This window comes from Roseivirga spongicola (assembly GCF_001592965.1).
GTDB lineage: Bacteria > Bacteroidota > Bacteroidia > Cytophagales > Cyclobacteriaceae > Roseivirga > Roseivirga spongicola.
Map to the genome: position 1 here is coordinate 1 of NZ_LRPC01000001.1, position 20,416 is coordinate 20,416.

General features: G+C 45.0%; 10 protein-coding genes. 1 reads left to right on the forward strand and 9 read right to left on the reverse strand.

Translation table 11 applies throughout. The annotated features are described in order from the left end of the window. From AWW68_RS00005 to AWW68_RS00015, 3 genes are all read right to left on the reverse strand, one after another. A partial coding sequence (locus AWW68_RS00005) for an Ig-like domain-containing protein (RefSeq protein WP_221405953.1) occupies positions 1 to 1,175 on the reverse strand: 1,175 nt, incomplete at its 3' end. A 434-nt stretch (positions 1,176 to 1,609) separates the two neighbouring features. Beyond that, positions 1,610 to 2,041 carry a hypothetical protein gene (locus AWW68_RS00010; protein WP_068215289.1) on the reverse strand — a complete coding sequence of 144 codons (432 nt, stop codon included), beginning with the start codon at positions 2,039 to 2,041 and terminating at the stop codon, positions 1,610 to 1,612. 79 nt (positions 2,042 to 2,120) lie between these two features. Further along, positions 2,121 to 12,938: an MBG domain-containing protein gene (locus AWW68_RS00015; protein WP_068215291.1), complete on the reverse strand. Its 10,818-nt coding sequence runs from the start codon at positions 12,936 to 12,938 to the stop codon at positions 2,121 to 2,123. 264 nt (positions 12,939 to 13,202) lie between these two features. Here AWW68_RS00015 and AWW68_RS20345 point away from each other — a divergent pair, with 264 nt between their 5' ends. Continuing rightward, positions 13,203 to 13,331, forward strand: coding sequence for a hypothetical protein (locus AWW68_RS20345; RefSeq protein WP_262501390.1), 129 nt, complete (start codon positions 13,203 to 13,205; stop codon positions 13,329 to 13,331). A gap of 93 nt (positions 13,332 to 13,424) precedes the next feature. Here the strand turns inward: AWW68_RS20345 and AWW68_RS00020 are convergent, their stop codons facing one another. From AWW68_RS00020 to AWW68_RS00045, 6 genes are all read right to left on the reverse strand, one after another. Beyond that, complete coding sequence (locus AWW68_RS00020; protein ID WP_157717451.1) at positions 13,425 to 14,267, reverse strand: hypothetical protein; 843 nt, start codon at positions 14,265 to 14,267, stop codon at positions 13,425 to 13,427. Between the two features lie 30 nt (positions 14,268 to 14,297). Continuing rightward, a complete protein-coding gene (locus AWW68_RS00025; RefSeq protein ID WP_068215300.1) occupies positions 14,298 to 15,425 on the reverse strand; it encodes a phosphatidylinositol-specific phospholipase C domain-containing protein in 1,128 nt (375 codons plus the stop codon). An 18-nt stretch (positions 15,426 to 15,443) separates the two neighbouring features. After that, the gene (locus AWW68_RS00030) at positions 15,444 to 15,686 is read right to left on the reverse strand and encodes a hypothetical protein (protein ID WP_068215301.1); all 243 of its coding nucleotides are present in this window, start codon (positions 15,684 to 15,686) and stop codon (positions 15,444 to 15,446) included. 142 nt (positions 15,687 to 15,828) lie between these two features. Continuing rightward, complete coding sequence (locus AWW68_RS00035) at positions 15,829 to 16,563, reverse strand: LytR/AlgR family response regulator transcription factor (RefSeq protein WP_068215302.1); 735 nt, start codon at positions 16,561 to 16,563, stop codon at positions 15,829 to 15,831. 189 nt (positions 16,564 to 16,752) lie between these two features. After that, positions 16,753 to 18,657, reverse strand: coding sequence for an ATP-binding protein (locus AWW68_RS00040; RefSeq protein WP_185101166.1), 1,905 nt, complete (start codon positions 18,655 to 18,657; stop codon positions 16,753 to 16,755). Positions 18,658 to 18,823: 166 nt separating this feature from the next. Continuing rightward, a complete protein-coding gene (locus tag AWW68_RS00045; RefSeq protein WP_221405954.1) occupies positions 18,824 to 20,398 on the reverse strand; it encodes a sensor histidine kinase in 1,575 nt (524 codons plus the stop codon). Positions 20,399 to 20,416 lie beyond the last annotated feature (18 nt).

Below are 20,416 nucleotides of genomic sequence, written 5' to 3' on the forward strand. Positions count from 1 at the left end.
GCGCTCGTAGTTATTGAATAAGTTCCACCCGTAGCAATACCGCTACCTACTTCTCCATCGACATTCGATATTATTTTTACGGTAGAGCCAGCTTCCGCTGTACCTTCAAAGGCGGGTGTGGTATCATTTGTCAGGTTATCTGACGTAGACCCTGCGGTATGTTCTTCGTTACCAGAGTCTGAGGAAGTAGCTAAATCTGGGGTACTAGGGGCTGAAGGAGCTACATTATCTACCACGGTAATCGTAAACTCTTCGGCAAAATCATCAGTACCGTCATTGGTGTTTATTCTTATATCATATGTACCTGCAGCTAGAGCACCACCTGTTCTTAAGGTACTACCACTTATATTGAAACTCGCATTATCAGTACTTCCTGAACCAGAAACCAAAGAATAGGTATGGGTATCACCACCATCTGCATCTGTACTAGAGAGCGTGCCTACTGTTGCATTTATGCCAGTCGCACTTTGGTTGATAGAGGTTGAAGTCAGCGCTATGTCTGTAGGTGCGTTGTTGGCCGATGCAGCCGCTACAATTACCAAATCATCAATTGACCAGCCTCCAATGATTCCAGCGTCTGGAGTAATGACTAATTCATCTATATTAGCGAACGAGCCAGTCGTAGGAGTGGTTAAATCGACTGATGCCAAAGTCTTATGACCAACAGAAAGCGCCAAAGTACCTACTGTCACTCCATCTCTTTTACCTGTTATAGTAAAGTCTTCTGCTGCTGTACCAATGTTTCGTTCATAAGCAAAATCAAACCCTGTAATTCCTACTTCAGAACCGTCATCAGTAGAAAGAGTTGAAGAGTTTGTCGTTCCTGTGCCCCCCCCTGTAAACGTCAGAGCAGCATCTGAACCACCTCCAGTGACATCAGTTCCTGCACCATTTCCACTCGTAGCAAGAGCAATAACTCTTGAATCTGATGATGTCATAGAGACATCGAAACCATTCAAAAATGCACTCTTCGATTGATCAGCACTAGGATTGGTTGAACTAGCTAAAAGTTCTGTGCCCGATCCAAAACCCATGGTACCAGGAGAGGGAGAAGCAAATCTAGGTGCTTTTAACTCAGTAAAGGAGAAAAGTGGGAATGCAATCATGGCCATATTGACCAGTGCCGAACCCATATTTTTCATTACGCTTTTGTTGAGACTGTTAAAGTTGATCATATATTTTGGTGGTGAAAGGTGTTATGCTCCCTAAAACAAGGACGCCATTATTAAGCCATTAGCTTATAATAGATCTAGTAGTAACAGGGAAACTCGTTAATGTTTTAGTTGAGTCTCAGACAGACGGTAGTATGCATCTGAAAGAGGGGTTCTTAGAACACAAAAAAAGCATCTTCACTAGACAAAAAATTGTATAAATCGGAAATAACATCAAAGCTAAGACACTCTGCCTCTGTGAAAAAGAAAGAAGACATCAAGTCTTAAGACAAATAATGTCTTAAGAGAACCATGAGCATACTTTTTGATACAAAAAGTATGAATTTGAAACTTCTCAGGGCCACTGGAATAACTTTCTAAAAAATATTTGAAAACAAAAAAAGAGCTCATGACACGTTGGCCATGAGCTCAAAATCAACATAAATATGGTCTGCCAATTACTTCTCTACCGTTACCACATAGTTACCGGACAAGCCAGCTCTTACTGGCCCATCGGACTTAGTAAAGCTGAACACAAACTTGGAGGTAGTCAGTGAATTAATATTTACCACTTTGCCATCGTCTAGGTTTACCACTTCTGCAGACTCACCAGCCCACTCCCAAGTACCACTTGCTTTAAACAAGTCGCCAGCGTTGGTTGTGGTGTAAGTACCATTGGCAAAAGACAGGGCAAAGCCAGGATAGTTCGCACTTACGTTAGAACCATCTACTTTAATGCTGCCGAATTGACCCAGCGTCCATTGGCCAGATAATTTCTCAAAAGCGAGTTCTTGTAAACTCGGCTCCATAGCATCATCGGGATCGCAAGAAAGACTGAACAGGGCTAGCGCAGCCATTAGTACGAAAGTGTATATTTTTCTATTATTCATGTCTTTTTTATGTTTTGTCCTCCCCCTGCCCCCTCCGAAGGTGGACAATTGGGTCGGCTAATTTTACTTACTTCGGTTACTACTTTCTGATTAGGACTTTCTTCCTCACCAGCGACCTTTCGTTACTGAACTGGATGATGTACAGGCCACTTTCAAAGTTGGTTACATCTATGGTCAGCTCTCTCTTGTCATAGCCTTCTTTCTCCAGCTTACTCACACCAGTTGGATTAATCATCTGTATGTTCAACGGCATGCCGTTCAGCTCACTCAAGTCTATGGTCACATAGTTGCTCGCAGGGTTCGGGAACACATTAATCTGCTCCTCGCTGATCTGTCCGTTGTCCGCACCCGTCACTATCACCCCTTCTCCACTCAGGTTCACCTCTATCACGTTGTCCTGGATGTTGTTGGTGATGTCGAAGTTGAACACCACCACTCCTGTGTACTGCCTGGCTTCGGTGGGCGAGAAGACCGCGGTGAGCTCCTTGCTCTCCCCTGGGTTCACCTGTACTGAGCCCGGGTTGAAGCTGAAGCCTTGGCTGGAGCTGACCACCCTAACCTCGGTGGCCGCATCTCCCTTATTGGACACTGTCCAGGTTTTGGTATCGGCAAGGCCCAAGGCTGTTTGTGCAAAATCGCCTTCTCCTGTGATTTCTATGATCGCCTCTCCTTCGTTGGTGATGGTAATGGCCAGTGCCTTCTCGAAAGTGGCACCAAACCCATCATCTGTTTTAACACGGATGCTGTAGCTGTTTTTGGTCTCAAAGTCGAAGGTTTCTGCGGCCAATAGCTGGTCCCCACTTATGGTGAAGCTTGCATTGTCGGTATCTCCTGTTCCTGATACTAAAGTGTAAGTATGGCTGTCGCCAGCATCGACATCTGTAGTACTGAATGCTCCAATCTCTGCTCCTACTGCATTGTTTTCTTGAATGCTTGCTGTAGAAAGCGCAATATCTGTAGCTGCAAAGTTGGTGGTGTACAACTCTCCTGTAAATGCTGAAGCTAGGGCATTGGTGGCTGCATCTATGATGCTGTCGTCATCTTTGGCGTTCAGGCCTATCGTGCCTTCGCCTGAGATCCCGTTCACGTTCACTGTGTAGGTCTTGCCGTCCACTGCTGTCACCGTGTTCACATTGGCGGTGGCTGTTCCGGTAACCACTGCCTCAAAGTCTGTTACGTCCACACCGGTCACATTTTCACTGAACACTACCGTGAAGTCCCTGCTGGCCGTCCCTGTCGGTACCTGGTCTGCCTCTGCCCTGGTAATGCTCGTAACCGTTGGTGCCGTGCCATCGAAGGTGGTGCTGATACTGGCCGTTGAGGCCACGCTGGCATTGCCTGCGGCATCGGTTACCGCTGCATTGGCCACCGATACGGTGGTAGTACCGTCTGCTGTCGGGGTGATGGTGGCGTTCCAGGTTCTGCCAGCAGTTACCACCTCTACATTGCTCGCTGTACCGTTGGTGATGTCCAAGTCTTCGGCTGTTAGGCCTGAAACCGGTTCATCGTAGGTTACGGTTACCGTAAATGCCGCATTGGTCAGATCCCTCACTGCTGAAGTAATAGTTGGTGTGGCTCGGATTCCGTCCACTTTCACATTGGCCGTGCTGGCTATGTTGTTGAGCTTGGTGATGGCATCCTTGCCAAAGCCGTCCTCAATGGTTGCTCCATTCAGGTCAATCCCTGAACCAACGGTAATACCGTCTGTATCCAGGTCGCCTTCTGCAATGGTGTAGGTAAATGTAGCTGTATTGCTATCGTTTACTATTCCATCCAGTGTAGCGGCCTTCGTTTCGGTTCCAACTTTGATTTGTAGGCTTGGGCCGCCTGTAATAGTCACAGGAAGGGCAAAGTTTACCGTAAAGATCATCTCATCGCCTATGGTGTAGATGCCATCATCTGGCACGCTAACGGAGGTGACAAAAGAGGCCTGTACAATGGTCAGGGTACCTTCCACCAGGTTGAAGCTGTAGTTGTTGTCACTGCCCCCGCTCAGGACAATGGCGGCTGTACCTGCTGCGGTGGTCTCATCAGCTGTGGTCGAAGCGGTTGGCTCTGTATCGATCTCGGACTTGTGATCGCCATTCACAAAGCCGGTATAGCTGATGGTGAATTCGGGGTTTTCCTGCCCTACTGCCCTTTCTTTGTCATCTGCCCTGGCCGTTAAAGTGGCCTTCCCGATGGTCAGGGTCCCGTTGACTGTTGTCAGTGAATAGTTGTCGGCTGCGCCTCCGCTCAAGGTGATGGCGTAGGTCCCGGCATCGCTGCCGGCATCGGCTATTGTGCTGGCGGTGGGCTGGGTGATGGCTGTTTCATCATCTCCGTTCACAAAGCCTGCATAGCTGATGCTCAGGGCTGGGTTTTCCTCGCCATAGGTTTTGGACTTGTCATCGGCCGTGGCTGTCAAGGTGGCCTTTTCGATGGTCAGGGTTCCGTTAACTGTTGCCAGCGTGTAGTTGTCTGCTGAACCTCCGCTTAGGCTGATGGCGTAGGCACCTACATCACTGCTAGCATCGGCTGTTGTGCTGGCGATGGGTTGGGTGATGGCTGTTTCATCATCTCCGTTCACAAAGCCTGTGTAGCTGATGGTGAGGGCTGGATTTTCATCGCCATAGGTTTTGGACTTGTCATCGGCTGTAGCCGTTAAAGTGGCTTTTTCGATGATCAGGGTTCCGTTCACTGTTGAGAGTGAATAGTTATTGGCTGATCCGCCCGATAGTACGATATCATAAACCCCTACATTGCTTGTCTCATCTGCTGTTGTTGAAGCTGTTGGCTCGGTTGCAACAGCAGTTTCATCATCTCCATTAACAAAGCCTGCATAGGTTATGGTAAAGGCCGGGTTGGCTTCGCCATAAGTTTTGCTCTTGTCATCGGCCGTAGCGGTGAGGGTGGCTTTCTCGATGGTGAGTGTTCCGTTCACTGTTACCAGCGTGTAGTTGTCGGCTGCGCCTCCGTTCAGGGTGATGGCATAAGTACCCGCATCGCTACCGGCATCGGCTGTTGTGCTAGCGATTGGCTCGGTGATATCTGTTTCATCATCTCCGTTCACAAAACCTGTGTAGCTGATGGTCAGGGCTGGGTTGGCTTCACCGTAGGTCTTGTTCTCATCATCGGCTGTGGCTGTCAAGGCAGCCTTGTTTACAGTCAGTACTTGGGTAACATCAGTGGCCGCTGAATAGCTGTCATTGCCTGCCTGTGAGGCGGTAATGATGGTTTCTCCTGCTCCTACTATACTTACTGTGCTACCGCTTACAGTGGCTACATTGGTATTGGAACTGGTGTAGGTCACAGTAAGGTTCGAACTGGCTGAGGCCGTAAGCTCAAAGTCATCGTCCCCGTAGGTCTTGGCATCCAGCGCGTTGAAAGTGATGCTCTGGGCAATTTTGCTCACAGGTCCTTGGAGGCTACTTTCCTGAGCTGTACCGAACACCTGTCCATCGCTTGGGGTCACTTCAAAACTAAAGTATTTACCTACATGGTCGCTCGTCAACACATAGGTGGTGCCGGTAGCTCCGCTGATGGCTGCTTTATTGTTGCCATTTGCATCATCGGCCATATACCATTGGTAAGCTGAACCGCTTTCCGGATCATTGTCCCCATCACTGAAGGCGTATGTACCGGTCAGGGTTTGGCCTACGACAAGATCACCGGTAACCACCGGATTTGTAACGGTAGGCGCTACATTTGGAATAACCGAGGAGCCAGTAATTTCAAAGGTGAATGGATTTTCATCTAAATCATTATTGGCAATGGTAACCGTAGCTGATTTGTTGCCTTCAGTTGAAGGATCGAAAGTAACATCGAAATACGTGTAGTCTGCAGCATCGATACTGGATGCAGGTTGAAGGGCTACGGTGAAGTCGGCTGCATCTGTTCCCGAAATGGTCACTTTTGGATCATTGGTCAGATTCAACACTTTTGTCCCTTCATTCTTTATGGCAAAAGTCTTAGTAGCATCACCTGACTCAGGGTCTACTGTTCCAAAATCGGTAGTTTCTCCAGCAACCGTTATTTCAGTGCTTCCAGCACTTTTGGAGTCCTCTGCTTCAATAATAGTGAGATTACAGGTGCCGAAACAGGTAAGCGACAGGGCTACTGCCAGTGCATCTCCTGATCCAGGTTCTACACCTGTGAAAGCAGCTCCCCCACCTTGTTTATCGAAGGAGCCAGCGCCAGATTTTTGCAGTGAATAATTTAAAGACTGATCTGCCGCTTTATACTCCAGTAGGAGAACATCTCCTACGGCATAACCACTTCCAAATGCACTTAAGGTACCATCTGAAAATTTCTCCCCTGTAGTACTTATATAGCCATATTCATTGGCTTGCTGCCCAATGTCGTGTGCTAGATCACCATATATCTCTCCGTTGTCTTTTACCCGCACCAATCCTAAAGAAATGCCTTTGGAACCTGGGAAAATTGTCAACGATTCAATCTGAATTTTCATACTGTAATCATAAGCAGGGTCTATGACCATATTGGTAAGGAAAATTCTTGGCTGGAAATCGAAACCTGCCGTGGCCGTAGCGCCACCTGAAACAAACTGGTAATCGATCTCGCAGTTTTCTCCACCTTCCAGTGCATCGCAGGTAACAGGCAAACAGTCCTGGCAAATTTCAAAGTCCTCTATATTGGTGTCGGTATTAATGAATACGAAGCCATCGATAGTACCAGCATGATCTGGGTTACTCACCGCTATACTTCCTGAATTACCGGCACCGACTACTGCGGTCATTTCGGTATCTGAAACCACATTGAAGCTGGTGGCAGCCACTCCACCAAAAGCGACCCCAGTTACTCCAGTGAAGCCTGTACCTGTGAGGGTCATGGTTCCTCCTTCTATGCCACGGGCCTGGTTAAATGCAGTAATCACAGGGGTTCCATAGCTTGCCAGTTGCAGAGCAGACTCTACTGCCGATCCAGCATGATAAGCATCGGATGGAGTAACTTCAAATGAAATGTACTTGTTAGCATCGTCAACGGTGAGACTGTATTGCTTGGCTGTAGCTCCCGCAATGGCAACTTTTCCAGTACCTCCTGCATCGTCAGCACGATACCATTTAAAAGTACTTCCTGCCTCGGCATCGTTCTCATCATCATTAAAGTCGTAAGTTCCGGTAATTACCTGACCTATTTCCATGGTTCCTGAAATAGCTACATTGGTAGCATTAGGTGCATTGTTGATGGGACCCTGCAGAGCACTTTCTACCGCCACTCCAGCATACTTGCCATCGTTTGGTGTCACTTCAAAGCTCAGGTATTTGTTAGTATCATCAGTTGTAGTGGTATAGGCTTGAGCCGTTGCTCCTGCAATGGCTGTCTTGCCTGTTCCTGAAGCATCATCCGATCTGTACCATTTAAAAGTGGTACCACTTTCCGTGTCATTATCAGGATCGGTGTAATTGTAGGTTCCTGAAAGCACTTCACCAATCTGCAATTCTCCACTGAACGCCACATTGCTGGCTACCGCCAACTGGTTGAGCGTTATGGTCACACCTGTTGGATCATCGGCCAGATGGTTGGAAGCCAGGTCACTGATGTTACCAGTGGTAGCCTCGTAAGTGATCACGAGTTCCAGAATGGCGGTACTTAGGTCATCAAAGCTGAGTATGAGTTGGTTATCACCCGCTGTGCCGTCTGAAATGGACGTTACGCTATAACTCTTATTGTCTTCGGCAGCCATCGTAAAGTTGCTATTAGCGGCACCTGCTATTTCTACCACCTCACTGAAAGTGAGGGTAATTTGTGTGTCAGAATCTTTTGTGGCACTCACCAAGGTTGGTAATGTTGCATCGTAAGTCAAGCTCAATTGGGTGGCCGAATTATTGAAGTTACCAGCAGCATCTTCTGCAATACTATGGGCTACATCTACGGTTACATCTCCTTCACTATCGGGCGTAATGGTGGCGGTATAAGTGGTACCTGAACCACTGAAGTTACTAGCCGCGCCATTACCTACACTAATATCACCCACTGTAAATCCGGTCACTGCTTCATCAAAAGTGAAGGTAGCAGTGAAAGCAGCATTGGTCTGGTCATTAGCCGAAGTAGAAATGGTTAATGAAGGTGAAATAATATCATTGAAAATGCTGAACTGAGTAGCTGCAGTATTCCCGTTGCCTACGCCATCTGTCGCTACATTGGCTGCAACATCTACAGTAACCGTTCCCTGGTCACTGCCATTAATGGTGGCTGTGTAGGTTGTTCCCGAACCACTGAATGTTCCGGTAGCAATGGAGCCATTGCTCAGTTGAAGGTCAGACGCTTCAAAGCCCGTAACCGATTCGCTGAAAGTAATGGTCACATCAAACTGACCTAGAACAGGCCCAGCAGAGGTGCTGGTGATGGTGACGGTAGGTTGGGTCTCATCGTTAGTAACGCTTAGTTGTGTCGCAACGGTATTGCCATTGCCACCTGCATCCGCTGCCTTATCTGCCGCTAAATCTACTGTAACAGCCCCATCACTACTTGGGGTAATCGTAGCTGTGTATATGCTAGCACTTGTCGAAGCCAGGTTACTAGCCACTCCATTGCCAACCGCAATATCGTCCACTGTAAAGCCAGTTACATCTTCCGAGAAAGTGAAAGTAGCTGTAAATGCTCCACTGGTGGGATCAGCAGAGCTGCTTATGCTGACGGTAGGAACAACTGTATCCACCCTAACATCGGCCTGGCCGGTATAAGTGCCTATTAGTGAGGCATTGTTACCTGCTGCATCGGCTATGGTTCCCCCATTTAATTCAATAGCAGCCAACGTAACTCCGTTGCCATCTGTATCACCAGCTAAAGTGGTATATCTGAAAGTTAAAGTAGTGGTTCCCGAACCACTTAAATAGGTAGCGGTCTTGTTTTGGCTACCCATAGCGATATTGATCGAAGGGGTTCCTCCGGAAGTTTCAACCACCACTGCTTCATTAAATTCTACGGTAATATCCATGTTCTGATTAAGGCCATAAGTTTTGCCTACAATGGAACCGGAAACTCTTGATGGTGCCGTTTCATCATTCGTAATGCTGAGTTGTGTGGCAGCAACATTGTTATTACTCGCTACATCAATGGCCTTGTTGGCGGCAACATCTACTGTAATTGCACCATCTGCAGCCGGAGTTATGGTGGCCGTGTAAACGCTGGCACTCGAAGTTTGGAAATTACTGGCTGCACCGTTACCGACAGTGATATCGCCCACTTCAAAACCGGTTACATCTTCAGAAAAAGTAAAAGTGGCTGTAAATGCTCCACTTTGTGGATTTGTGGCGTCACTTGAGATAGTTACGGTAGGAGCGGTTTCATCATTGGTTAAGCTCAATTGCGTGGCAGCAGTATTGTTATTGCCCACAGCATCGGCTGCTTTGTCTGCTGCTACATTTATGGTTACCTCTCCATCGGCTGCCGGTGTTATGGTTGCTGTATACACGCTGGCGCTGGTGGTCTGGAAATTACTGGCAGCTCCATTACCAACTGTGATATCGTCAATCGCAAAGCCTGTTACGGCCTCAGAGAAGGTGAAGGTAGCGGTGAATGCTCCACTTTGGGGATTGGATGCATTACTGGTAATAGTAACCGAAGGAGATATATTATCGGCTTGCACAGTATAGCTTTCCTCGGTGCCAGGCGCCAAGTCGAGTAAGGCTTCTCCATCGGTTTGAGCACCCTCAAAGATATCTATCTTAAGATCGAAGGCACTATGGCTTCCAGAGTTATAGCCTGTAAAAATCACATGCCCATCTGCATAATTACCACTAGTAGAAGAGGAAAATGCATGGCTTCCGCTACCCGAAAAATTCGTCAAAACTATACTGTAGGTCTCGCCTTGAGTAAGCTGTGGTGGATCAGACAATTGTATGGTTTGTCCTGCCGCATCGGTACTGGCTGTGAATTCTACGGTTTCAGTTTTAAGTACAGTTGAACCTCCTGCGCTCTCATCACCACTGTGAATTTCCAGCGTTACCGTTCCTGCAAAACCGTGTTGTCCTGCTTCTGGAAACAAAGTAAAGGCCGTTAGGAAATTGTTGGTGGTGGCTGTAAAAGTCTGCCCTAATTTTGACTGGTTGAGATAATCATTCACCCCAGTCTGCTGAATGGTAGCGACTCCATTACTATAGCCAATTCCTGTAATATTGTTGGTGCCTGCTGTTCCATCGATACCTTTCACCTTCAGGCTCAATGTGCCATCCACATTGTTTAAATTGTTAACCGTTACATCGTAAATGCTGGCATCTACTGCATTTACCGAAGAGACCGCTCCACCTACTGTTGAGCTGAGGGTAAAATCATCGGCACTGACATTGCGAACATTTTCGCTGAAAGTGACCCTGAAAACAGGTTCGGTACCGGCATTCACATTCGCAGTACCAGGTGTTTGCCTGGCTATAGACTGAACGGTAATTGCTGCTGGCACCTCATAAGCTGCACTTTCTACGGCATCTCCGGTATCAGTTCCATCCGAGGGGGTTACTTCGAAGCTAATGAACTTACCTCCATCGGCTAGAGTCAGGGTATAGGTGGTACCTGTTGCCCCAGCTATAGCTGCCTTATTGGTTCCAGATGCATCGTCTGCCCTATACCATTTAAAAGAAGACCCACTTTCGGTATCCGATTGAGGGTCGCTAAAATCATAGGTACCTGTCAATTGCTGACCTACGTTCAATGTCCCGGTAATGTCAATATTACTGGCTACCGGAGGATTAGAGATGGTGTATGTTTCATCAGTGGCAGGCAATGTGCTACCAAGTGCTTCACTCGGGCCAGAAGAGACAAAGAGTTTGAAATATAAGTCTGCACTTGAAAGAGCGGATGCCTGATAAAGAATTCCGCCTGAATAACCAGCCCCTACCTGGGCCGAAAACCCTATACTGTTCGATGGAGCTCCTGGAATATTAACTCTAAAGGTATAAGTGCTTCCTGCCGTTACACTTGGTGGACTACTGAATGAATAGGTCACCTCAGTCTGTGCGGAAGTAATTTGTATGTTTTCAGTGGCTAACACTGTTCCTCCGTAACCTTCACCTGAGATTAGCTCTAATGTACCCGCTCCACTGTGACTATGACCTGTGCCTTTTTTTAATACCACATCTAACAAAAGACCAGAGTTATTGGCCCTGAAAGACTGACCGAAAACCGGAGAGTCGGTGATCTGGAGATCTGCTGTAGAGCTAGCGTCTAATTGGGATGGGATTTTAGCAATATCGTTACTTCCTGCGCCATCTACCCCTTTCAGGTCAAGATTGATAGTTCCGATAGAGTTAGTAATGCCCGTGACTTTTATATCGTAAACGCTTGAAGAAACAGCTGTTACTGAAGACACTGTTCCATCTGCTGCAGCAGTTCCACTTAAAACAAAATCATCAGTACTGACATAGCGCACATCATCAGTGAAGGTCACTCTGAAAGTCACTTCGTCTTCGCTTGTAGTGGCGTCCGATGGTGTTTGACGTACAATTGAAGACACTTCCACAATTTCGAAAACCAGACTACTCTCAACCGGAGTTCCTGCCTCTGTACCATCATTAGGGGTTACCTCAAAGCTGATGTATTTACCATCGTCATCGGCTACCAGGGTATAAGTTTGGGCTGTGGCTCCTGCAATGACTGCTTTTCCGGTTCCAGAGGCATCATCGGACCTGTACCATTTGAATGTGGAACCGCTTTCCACATCGCTGTCATCATCTGCATAGGTATAATTTCCTGTCAATTGCTGCCCTAAAGCGAAAGTACCAGAAATACTCACATCGCTAGCTGTGGGAGCAACATTAGGAGCTACCGGGGCTTCCAGCACTATATTATCGAATATAGCTCCTTCAATACCGGGAACTCCACCATCAAAAAAGCCCGCTGTTTTCTGTCGTATTCTTACTTCATCGACATATTCGAAAAGGCTTGAGGTCAATGTAATACCAGTATTCGTACTGGATTTTGTAATAGACACTTCTTCGCTTACTACCTCGCTACCATCTAGAAAGCCCAGTATTTCTATGTTGGCTATGTAATCATAGGTTTCTTGTATATCCAGACTGGCCAATTTAAACTCTGTGCCATTGTCGGTAGCAAATACAAACCATTGTCCATTCGCGCCATCTCCGGCATTTGATACATAGCCTAAACCATCTATAGTGGCATTACCAGCTATAACACTTCCATGTGCAAAACCTCTATTGAGATTACCGGTAATGCCTGTTAAAGAAGCAAAAGCTGTTCCTGTACCATCATCTGTTGTCTTGAGGGTAACATCACCAAAGTCAACCGTAGACTTCTGAACCACTCCGTCCGTATCGTAACCACCAGAAAACTCATCGGTTGGAAAACTTAGGGTATTGGAGCCCTCCACTACTTCTATAATAATATCCGAAGTACCAAAATTGGCAAAGCCAGCCTGAGTTTCATCGAAAGTTCCGGAGAAAGTGCCTGTGAAAAAGTCCGCAAAAGTGGCTATACCGGAAATATCGAAAGTGGCACTTCCCGAAAGGGTATATAAAGTATTCGCTGAAGTTGAAACTGATGAGCTCACGTTTAGTGCAAAGTCATCATAGTCACTACCCGTATCATCATCCAATACAATGGCACTGAAGTTAACAGGAGTTACACCATCAGTAAGCTGCAGGTTACCTGTAAGACCAAAGGTTCTGAAATTGATGCTGGAAGTGACAATATTAAAAGAAGAGTTCCCGAATATTTGATTGAAGCCGTTAGAGATGACCCATGAGTTGGCACTACTATTCGTGGTAGCAGAACCAGACCCAGTTACCGTAATGGTAGTTGACGTTGTGCTAGGGGCACTAATGGTGAACTTAATCTGTGAAAAAATGGTGTTTGGTAGTGACGCGATAAAGAAGAATGCTAACACTAAAACTCTCTTTTTGTGTAGTATTATGGTCTTTTGAGTGGTTGAGGCACACATTTCGATTGAGGTTTAATCCAATATGAAAGTGCGGCCATTTATTGCCTAAAAATTAAAATTGTGCGCGAACTGCAGATTTTTGGGCGTGAAAGTGGTTCATGGTTTATTGAAAGCTGGAGCGGGAAGACGGAAGCTGGGAGTCGGAAGACGGAAGACGGAAGACGGAAGCATGAAGCCAGGAGCTAGAAGCAGGTGTGCCGAAGGCCGTTACTGAACCGCTAAAGTGCTGCCCCTTCAGGGGCTAGGGGTGGAATGAGACGGAAGATGGAAGACGGAAGACGGAAGCCAGGAGTTGGAAGAATGAAGCTGGAAGCCAGAAGCCAAGAGTCAGGAGTTAGGAGTCAGGAGTCAGGAGCCGAAAATAACCAGTGGTCACCGATAGTTGGAAAATGAAAACTCCAGAGATACGATTCCTTACAGAACGGAGACAAATTCTCAATAGCCTAAATGGCTCCTAAGCTTTATTTTTAAACATCACATGAAGACCTAATTCGACCGGGAAAAGCACCCCACAAGTTCTACATCTGGAGATTCAAAAAGCTGTCTCGGAGTAATAATGGTTTCTTCAATTGGTGTGCGCTTGATCTCTGGAACTGACCCCAGAAGCTGTATTTCAGGTTGAACGGAACTTGCCATGAGTTGATCATCCAAAATAAGCTCGGGAGATTCAGTTAATGGCTCTACATGAATGGGATAACCAGCATTTTTTAAACACATGGCTACCAAGGTAGAGCAGGCAATCATATCTTTTTGGTGTCCTTCACTGTATTCGTTAATGAGTAAAGTAATCGCCACAATGACCGACTCAGCAATAAACCTATTTGGGATTTTATCCAGAATAACCTTTCGAATTTCTCCATCCTTATAACGCATGGAGCAAATCACTGCCAGCATCCACGCGGTTGAATAGGAATATTTAATGGAGCCATCATAGTAAAAATCGCTAATGGCTTTGTTGATTGTTTCAGTATCCAAATCACCTTTCCTTCGGTATACATAGAGTTTAGCCACCGAGTCTGCATTCAATGTCGATTCCAAAGTAGCTGCACCTATGCCGTGACTTCCGGCCTGAACAACACAATCCATCACTTTTGGAAAGGTATTCTTGCCAAAATTAATATCTACATGCCCCCAAATAGCTGCATGATATATGTTTCTGTAATTCTGACCTTCTTTGCCAGGGTCAAACCAAGGAATAAGGTAAACCAGTAAATAGAATGCGGCTTTCTCTGCACCTTCCTTCTCCCAGGTTTTGAAAAATTTATCTAAACTAAAATCGAAATTCTCAAAAATGAGAATGTCTCCTATTTGTAAATCACTTTTACTCATTGGTTGCATAGCATATTGATTTATAGTGGCCTAATTCATTGCAATGATCTTATCAAGCAGTCCGTCATCCGAAACAAAATCTAAAATAATCGTACCTACTCTCTTTTTTCCCCATTCAGGCAAATGTTCCTTTAGCCGATTGTTCATCCCCCCTTTGCCAATAGCAGTAGATCTAGGGTTATTTAAGTCAGGGACGCCTGGTGAAGTACCACTAGCAAAATTCCAATACCATACATTAGTACTTCCTTTGGCTGCTTCACTCAACAGTTTCTCAATGTTCCTCCATTTTTCATCATATCCATTGAAATACGCCACTTTGTAACAATCCTGAACCCTAATTTTATTAAGTGCTGTTTCTGAAGGCGCATCATCATTCAAAGTAAAGGTGCTGTCTCCTTTCCACCCATTATAGGCTGGTATGCCCAATTTACCATCGAACCTACGAACAAGCACAATCTTACCCCTGACTTCTTCCAGATTGGGGATAGTGTCTGACACATACCAACGGTTACCCGACCCATGCATGTAGTGTTCAAGAGTAGATTCGAAACTACGCGTGTTGCCTTCATCTTTACAGGCATCGATTTCCCAAAACTTAGGATCGTCCTTACACTCTCTTTTAACACCCATTACAATGGTCTCACTCGGGTTTTCTATTAGAAAATCTATACACTGTTGCACAACATCTCCGAAGTTGATCTTTTGATATACAGATCCATGATGTATGGTGAACACATCTTTGAGATGTCTGCATCGAATATCCAGAAACCTCACGCCCAAAATGAGCTGAGCAGCTATCGAGAACTCCTGGCATTGGGTCATAAAACCTCCGAAAAGAGCACATGAATCATGAGTGCCCGGCATATTAATTTCCGACAATCTTCTATTTCCGTTAATCCTGGACATCCAATTAGCATTTGGGAAACTAGCTATTGCAACAGTTTGATGCTCCTTACAAGCACCAGCCAATTTCACTCCGTTAAATGAATAATTAATAGCTAGGTGTTTGGTATGACCAGGGCTCGGGTCGCCAAACAACTTATTGGAAGCTGCTATCCTTGTCTCACCCTTATCTACCAACTTTTGAACCTTTTCGGTTACTACCAAAGCTGCACTTTTTGTTCCGTAAGCGGCCGATATAATTTTCACCTTGCTCATATCTGCATTTAAAGGGTGTCAAGCAAAAGTTACAAGTTGACCTTCTTTACAGGCTACCGCTTTCGTTTGTCCATTGACCTTGTAAACTGCTCCAAAATGTTTACTGTGACCTGGACAAGGGTCATTAAACATATGATTATCAACTTCCAAACTATCCCCAGAACGGGTAATCAGCTTTTGAACCTTTGAGGTTACATCAAAAGTTTTAGCAGCTTCGCCATAGGCACCATAGCAAGCACCAATTATACTTATTGAATTCATATTGTGTGTGTTTACTGATTAGCACGGTTTAAAATTGTAAAACACCCGGATACTAAATGGCTAAAGGTGCACAAACCACCTAGAAATGTGCGCCAAGTCATTGATACTGTGCGCAAAAGGACTAATACGGGGATTAGAATGGCTAGAGCGTCTGTAGCCTGTAAAGCAAATTCTCCTTATAAGACTTTCCAAGTGGAATTTCTTCTCCAGCAATAGCAATTGTGTATTGCGCAAGGTCAATATCTTCTACCTTCTTGATATTTACGATGTGAGAACGATGAGTCTGGACAAACTCTTGCGGGTTTAGCTTTTCTGCCAACTCCTTCAACGACTGGCGGATAACGAACTTTTTACCTTCAGCATGTAGAATACAGTACTTGTCTTCTACTGATACCCATAAAATATCGGCAATCATCAGTTTGACCAGTTTGTTTCTCTCCTTCACAAAAAAGAAATCCTTACCCAGAACCACGTGCCTATTATCTTCAAATACGTCTTCATCAGGACTCGGGGCATAAGCACGTACTGTGGCCAACTCCATACTCCTTTCCAACTGATCAGGATCGAAAGGTTTAATCAGGTAGTCACAAGGCACTGTTTCCTTGGCCTTATTAAAAGTCTCCTTGTCATCATAAGAAGTAATAAAAATAACTGGAGTGGGCCTTTCTGCTTGAAAAATACGGGCAAGATCTATACCCGACATTTCACCCTCAATGTTAATATCTAGTAGCACCAGGTCAGGGGCATTTTCTCGGAAAAGTTTAAGTGCTTTTTGCCCCTCTTCGGCCAAGCCAGTTATGTGGTATCCCAATTCATCCACAAACATTTCGAGTGTATCTGCATAGTTGGGCTCATCTTCTACTATGAGAATATTCATTGCTGAATGGTCTGCTTTGGTTGATGGTTAAAAATAACAAATCTGAGCAATTAGAGCATGAGATTCTTTATAGGAACAGTCTGTAGGACTGACTATTGGCAAACCAAATTTATGCGCCAAAGGAAGGAAGCATGATTTGTCTCAGATTATACAAAAAGACAAAGGATTATTGATAAACCACTAAAGCTTTCACCTGGCTACTAAGCTCATTTGCATTACCTTACCCCGACCTTCGGCAGGTATAGAAATAGTGAAGGTAGTACCTTCTCCCTTGGCACTCTGCACCTGAATGGCACCATGATTTTGCTGAACAAATTCATCAACAATTTTTAGCCCTAACCCGAAGCCCACCTCTCGATTTACACCTCGCTCACTTTTTAGGGATGAAGTAAAAAGATTCTTCTTCATTTTAGAGTCCATACCAACTCCGAAGTCGGTTACCTTTATCTCTGTTGTGCCATTCTCTTCTTTAAAATCAACCTCAATTACACCTCCCTCATAACTAAACTTGATGGCGTTACTCAAAAGGTTTCTGATAATGGTCGAAAACTTATTCTTATCGGCATATACATAAGCTTCGTTCTTAGACACTCTCACCGACAGTTTCTTCGATTCGAGTAACCCTTCATAAAGCGCCAAATTCTCCTCGATAATTTTCGATGCATCAAAATGTTCTGGATGATGTGGCACACTTTGGGTTTGTGAAGCGGCCCAGTGAAGCAGGTTGTTCAGCAAATGGTTAAGCTGATCAATAGAACGGTCTATCTTTCCGCCCATCTCGAGTATCTTTTCTTGCTTTTCTTTCCGAATAAAGTATTCCAACTTTTGGCCTACACCTTGAAGGGCAATCATAGGGCTTCGCAAATCATGAGCAATAATGGAGAAGAATTTATCTTTGCTAGCATTAAGTTCTTCCAGCTTATGGTTCTGGAGACTAATTTTTTGGTTATTCCTTCTTATCTGTACGAACAACATCAGAAGTATCAACAAAAATAGCGCAACAACTATCAAACCAATGAGATAGAGCTGCTGCCTCTCTTTTTCGGCCAGCTGCTGGAGTTGTAAATTCTCAATCTCACGCTCCTTTTGTGCCGTTTGATATTGAGTTTCCAGCTCTACTATTTGCTTGGTCTGTTCTTCTTCAAACAGTGTTTCCAAGTAATTAATATAAATATTATAGAAGTGCGTGGCATCAACGTATTTGCCCATATCCTCATAGCTATCGGCAATAATCTTTGTAGCATCTACTTTGTAAGTAAGAATGTTCATTTCTTCTGCCAAAGCCAATGCTTCTTTTGCCCTGTTAACAGCCTCTGAAAACCTACCCAAATTCCAGTCTAAACGGGCTATATTATTAAGGGTATTGATCCGTGTACTCTCATCTTGGGCCATTTGAAGGGCTCTCTCATATAAAGCGAGACACTTTTCATACTCCTTGGTGGCGTAATAAAGTTCTCCCAGATCATTGAAGTTATTGGCGGCCACTCCATCTAAACCAGCTTGCTGGGAGATATCCAAAGACTGTAAAAGTAGCTTCTCGGCAATTTCGTGTTCTTCTTTCTGATAGTAGACCACCCCCAGTCTATTCAGTGTGGCAGCTACCCCTATTGTGTCCTGTGCCTCCTCACAAATCCCTAAAGCCTTCTCTAAGTTTTCCAGAGCAGGGTTGAGATTGTCTGCAGCACGGTATACCTCTCCTAAAACTCGAAAGTAACGTCCATGAAATTTGGGTTCTTCTGTCAACTCATGGGCATTTGCAGTACTTAAAAACAGATCTACTGCTGTTGAATATTCTCCTAAATAATAATGACTTACTGCCTTGTGAAAATTCCGCTTTACGTAATTGATATTTCCCTCTTTAACATTGTGCATAGACCAAGAGTCTAACACTATAATGGAAGAGTCGTACTTACCTATTGACGACAAACTGGCTCCTAGCCAAAGTTTGGCTTCATTTTCTAGCAGATCATTATCTAGATCGTGCGCCTTATGGAGTAGAATTTCGCTGATCTCTCTGGTTAGTTGGGGGTCGGTATTAAGCAATAGCCCCAGCTTTGAAAGCTCTGTCGCTACTTGATCTTTAGAGGTTGCCATTCTAGCCTCATCTTGCAAGCTCTGTGAAAATAAGTCCACCGAAAGACATGGCAGAAAAAAGACAGAAAAGACTAAATACAGTCTGTAGTTACTAATTCGTAGCATTTTAAGGTTTGTGAAAGACCCAAACTCGTTTTAAAACTCAAACCCAACCATGAGCACCTCCCTAATACAAAGGCATATAGACCGAAAAAGCAGTTCCCTTTGAGATTTCGGAGCACACCTCCATCCTACCCTTGTTCAAAGTAATAAATTCCTTACTAAGACGAAGCCCTAACCCAAAACCTTTCTCTCCACGGCTGCCAGTTGAGGCAATAAGCCTATTACCATTTAAAACCTCATTCACCTTTTCGTTCGACATACCCACTCCTTCATCTCTAACTTCCAAAACCAACATACCTTCTTGCTCATGAGAGCTACAATAGATACTACCTCCTATTGGACTGAACTTAATAGCATTACTAAGCAGATTTCGGATTACTGTGGCCATGGTATCCTCATCTACATAAACTGTGGCTTGAGCCGACACCTGATTAAGCATTTTTATCTCTTTACTCTCTGCCAGCGACTGATACAAAAGAAAAGTCTCCTTGATCATGTCATAAATCAAAAGCCGCTGAGGCCTATATGGAATATTCCCTTTCTGAGTGCTAGCCCAGTTGAGTAGGTTATTGAGCAAATGGTTTATATGGTCGGTAGAGTGATCTATTTTAGCACCTAGGTCTAAAAGTTTCTCCTTTTTATCCTTTCGAATGTAATATTCTAACTTTTGGCCTACACCCTGAAGGGCAATCATAGGGCTTCGCAAATCATGAGCAATAATGGAGAAGAATTTATCTTTTGTTTGGTTGGCTTCTTGTAAAGCACTTGTTCTTTCATCCACTGTCTTTTCAAGAAGCATCTTTTGTTCTTCTAACAGACTTCTCTTAAAACGCTCTGTTTCCATTTCCTTTTGCCTAAGTTCCTGGCGCATACGCCTGATTCTATCGGCCAAGGCCAGTGAAAGTAGGGTGACTTCCATAGCCCCCCCCAGCTCCACAGCAGTTAGAGTGAAAAAATTGGTTGGTAAAATCCCCGCCCCATGAATGGTTCTAATGAGTACCCCTAGAATATAAGGCACCCAGGCAATAATATAAAAAAGAGCAGGCCTGAATCCCTTCCTGTATATATAGACACCCGTAGCCAGAAGGGTGGGGAAAGAAATGAGCACTAACCACCTGGCAAAACCATAAATCGGATTTAAACCAATAAGTGCACATAATACCGACATGAGAATGCTCAAAGCACCAATGAGCCACAACAGCCTATCTAGCCTGCGGCTGAACTTCGAAACATTGAGAAATTCTGCAGCAAAACGACTGGAAAAGGCCATGCTGATACCTGCAAATATGACGTAAAGCTCCCCATCTATTCCTTCGTATTTAGGCCACAAATATTGTTCGCCTAAGCCATTGGTAGAAACCGTGGTGAGCATAGCAAAGGTGGTAGAAAGTACGTAAAGCAGATAAACCCGATCTCTTAGTGAAAGGTAGATGAAGAAGTTATAGAGAATCATCACCACCATGAGTCCGTAGAAACTCCCTAGTAATAGGCTCCTTAGGTCTGTATCACCCTGAAAGGTGGTTGCTTCCAAATTAGACATCGGCTCACCGGAAGAGCCAGTAACAACAACAGCCGTATCTTGTGGGGCTAACGCTAACTCGAAAGACCCGAATTCGCCAAGAAAATGATGTGCTGACACTGTAATGGGCAGCATTAA

Coding starts and splice junctions, on each gene's coding strand:
- AWW68_RS00025 (WP_068215300.1), bottom strand. CDS start 15,425: ATGAGCAAGGTGAAAATTATATCGGCCGCTTACGGAACAAAAAGTGCA.
- AWW68_RS00030 (WP_068215301.1), bottom strand. CDS start 15,686: ATGAATTCAATAAGTATAATTGGTGCTTGCTATGGTGCCTATGGCGAA.
- AWW68_RS00040 (WP_185101166.1), bottom strand. CDS start 18,657: ATGGCAACCTCTAAAGATCAAGTAGCGACAGAGCTTTCAAAGCTGGGG.
- AWW68_RS00015 (WP_068215291.1), bottom strand. CDS start 12,938: ATGTGTGCCTCAACCACTCAAAAGACCATAATACTACACAAAAAGAGA.
- AWW68_RS20345 (WP_262501390.1), top strand. CDS start 13,203: ATGGAAGACGGAAGACGGAAGCCAGGAGTTGGAAGAATGAAGCTGGAA.
- AWW68_RS00035 (WP_068215302.1), bottom strand. CDS start 16,563: ATGAATATTCTCATAGTAGAAGATGAGCCCAACTATGCAGATACACTC.
- AWW68_RS00020 (WP_157717451.1), bottom strand. CDS start 14,267: ATGAGTAAAAGTGATTTACAAATAGGAGACATTCTCATTTTTGAGAAT.
- AWW68_RS00010 (WP_068215289.1), bottom strand. CDS start 2,041: ATGAATAATAGAAAAATATACACTTTCGTACTAATGGCTGCGCTAGCC.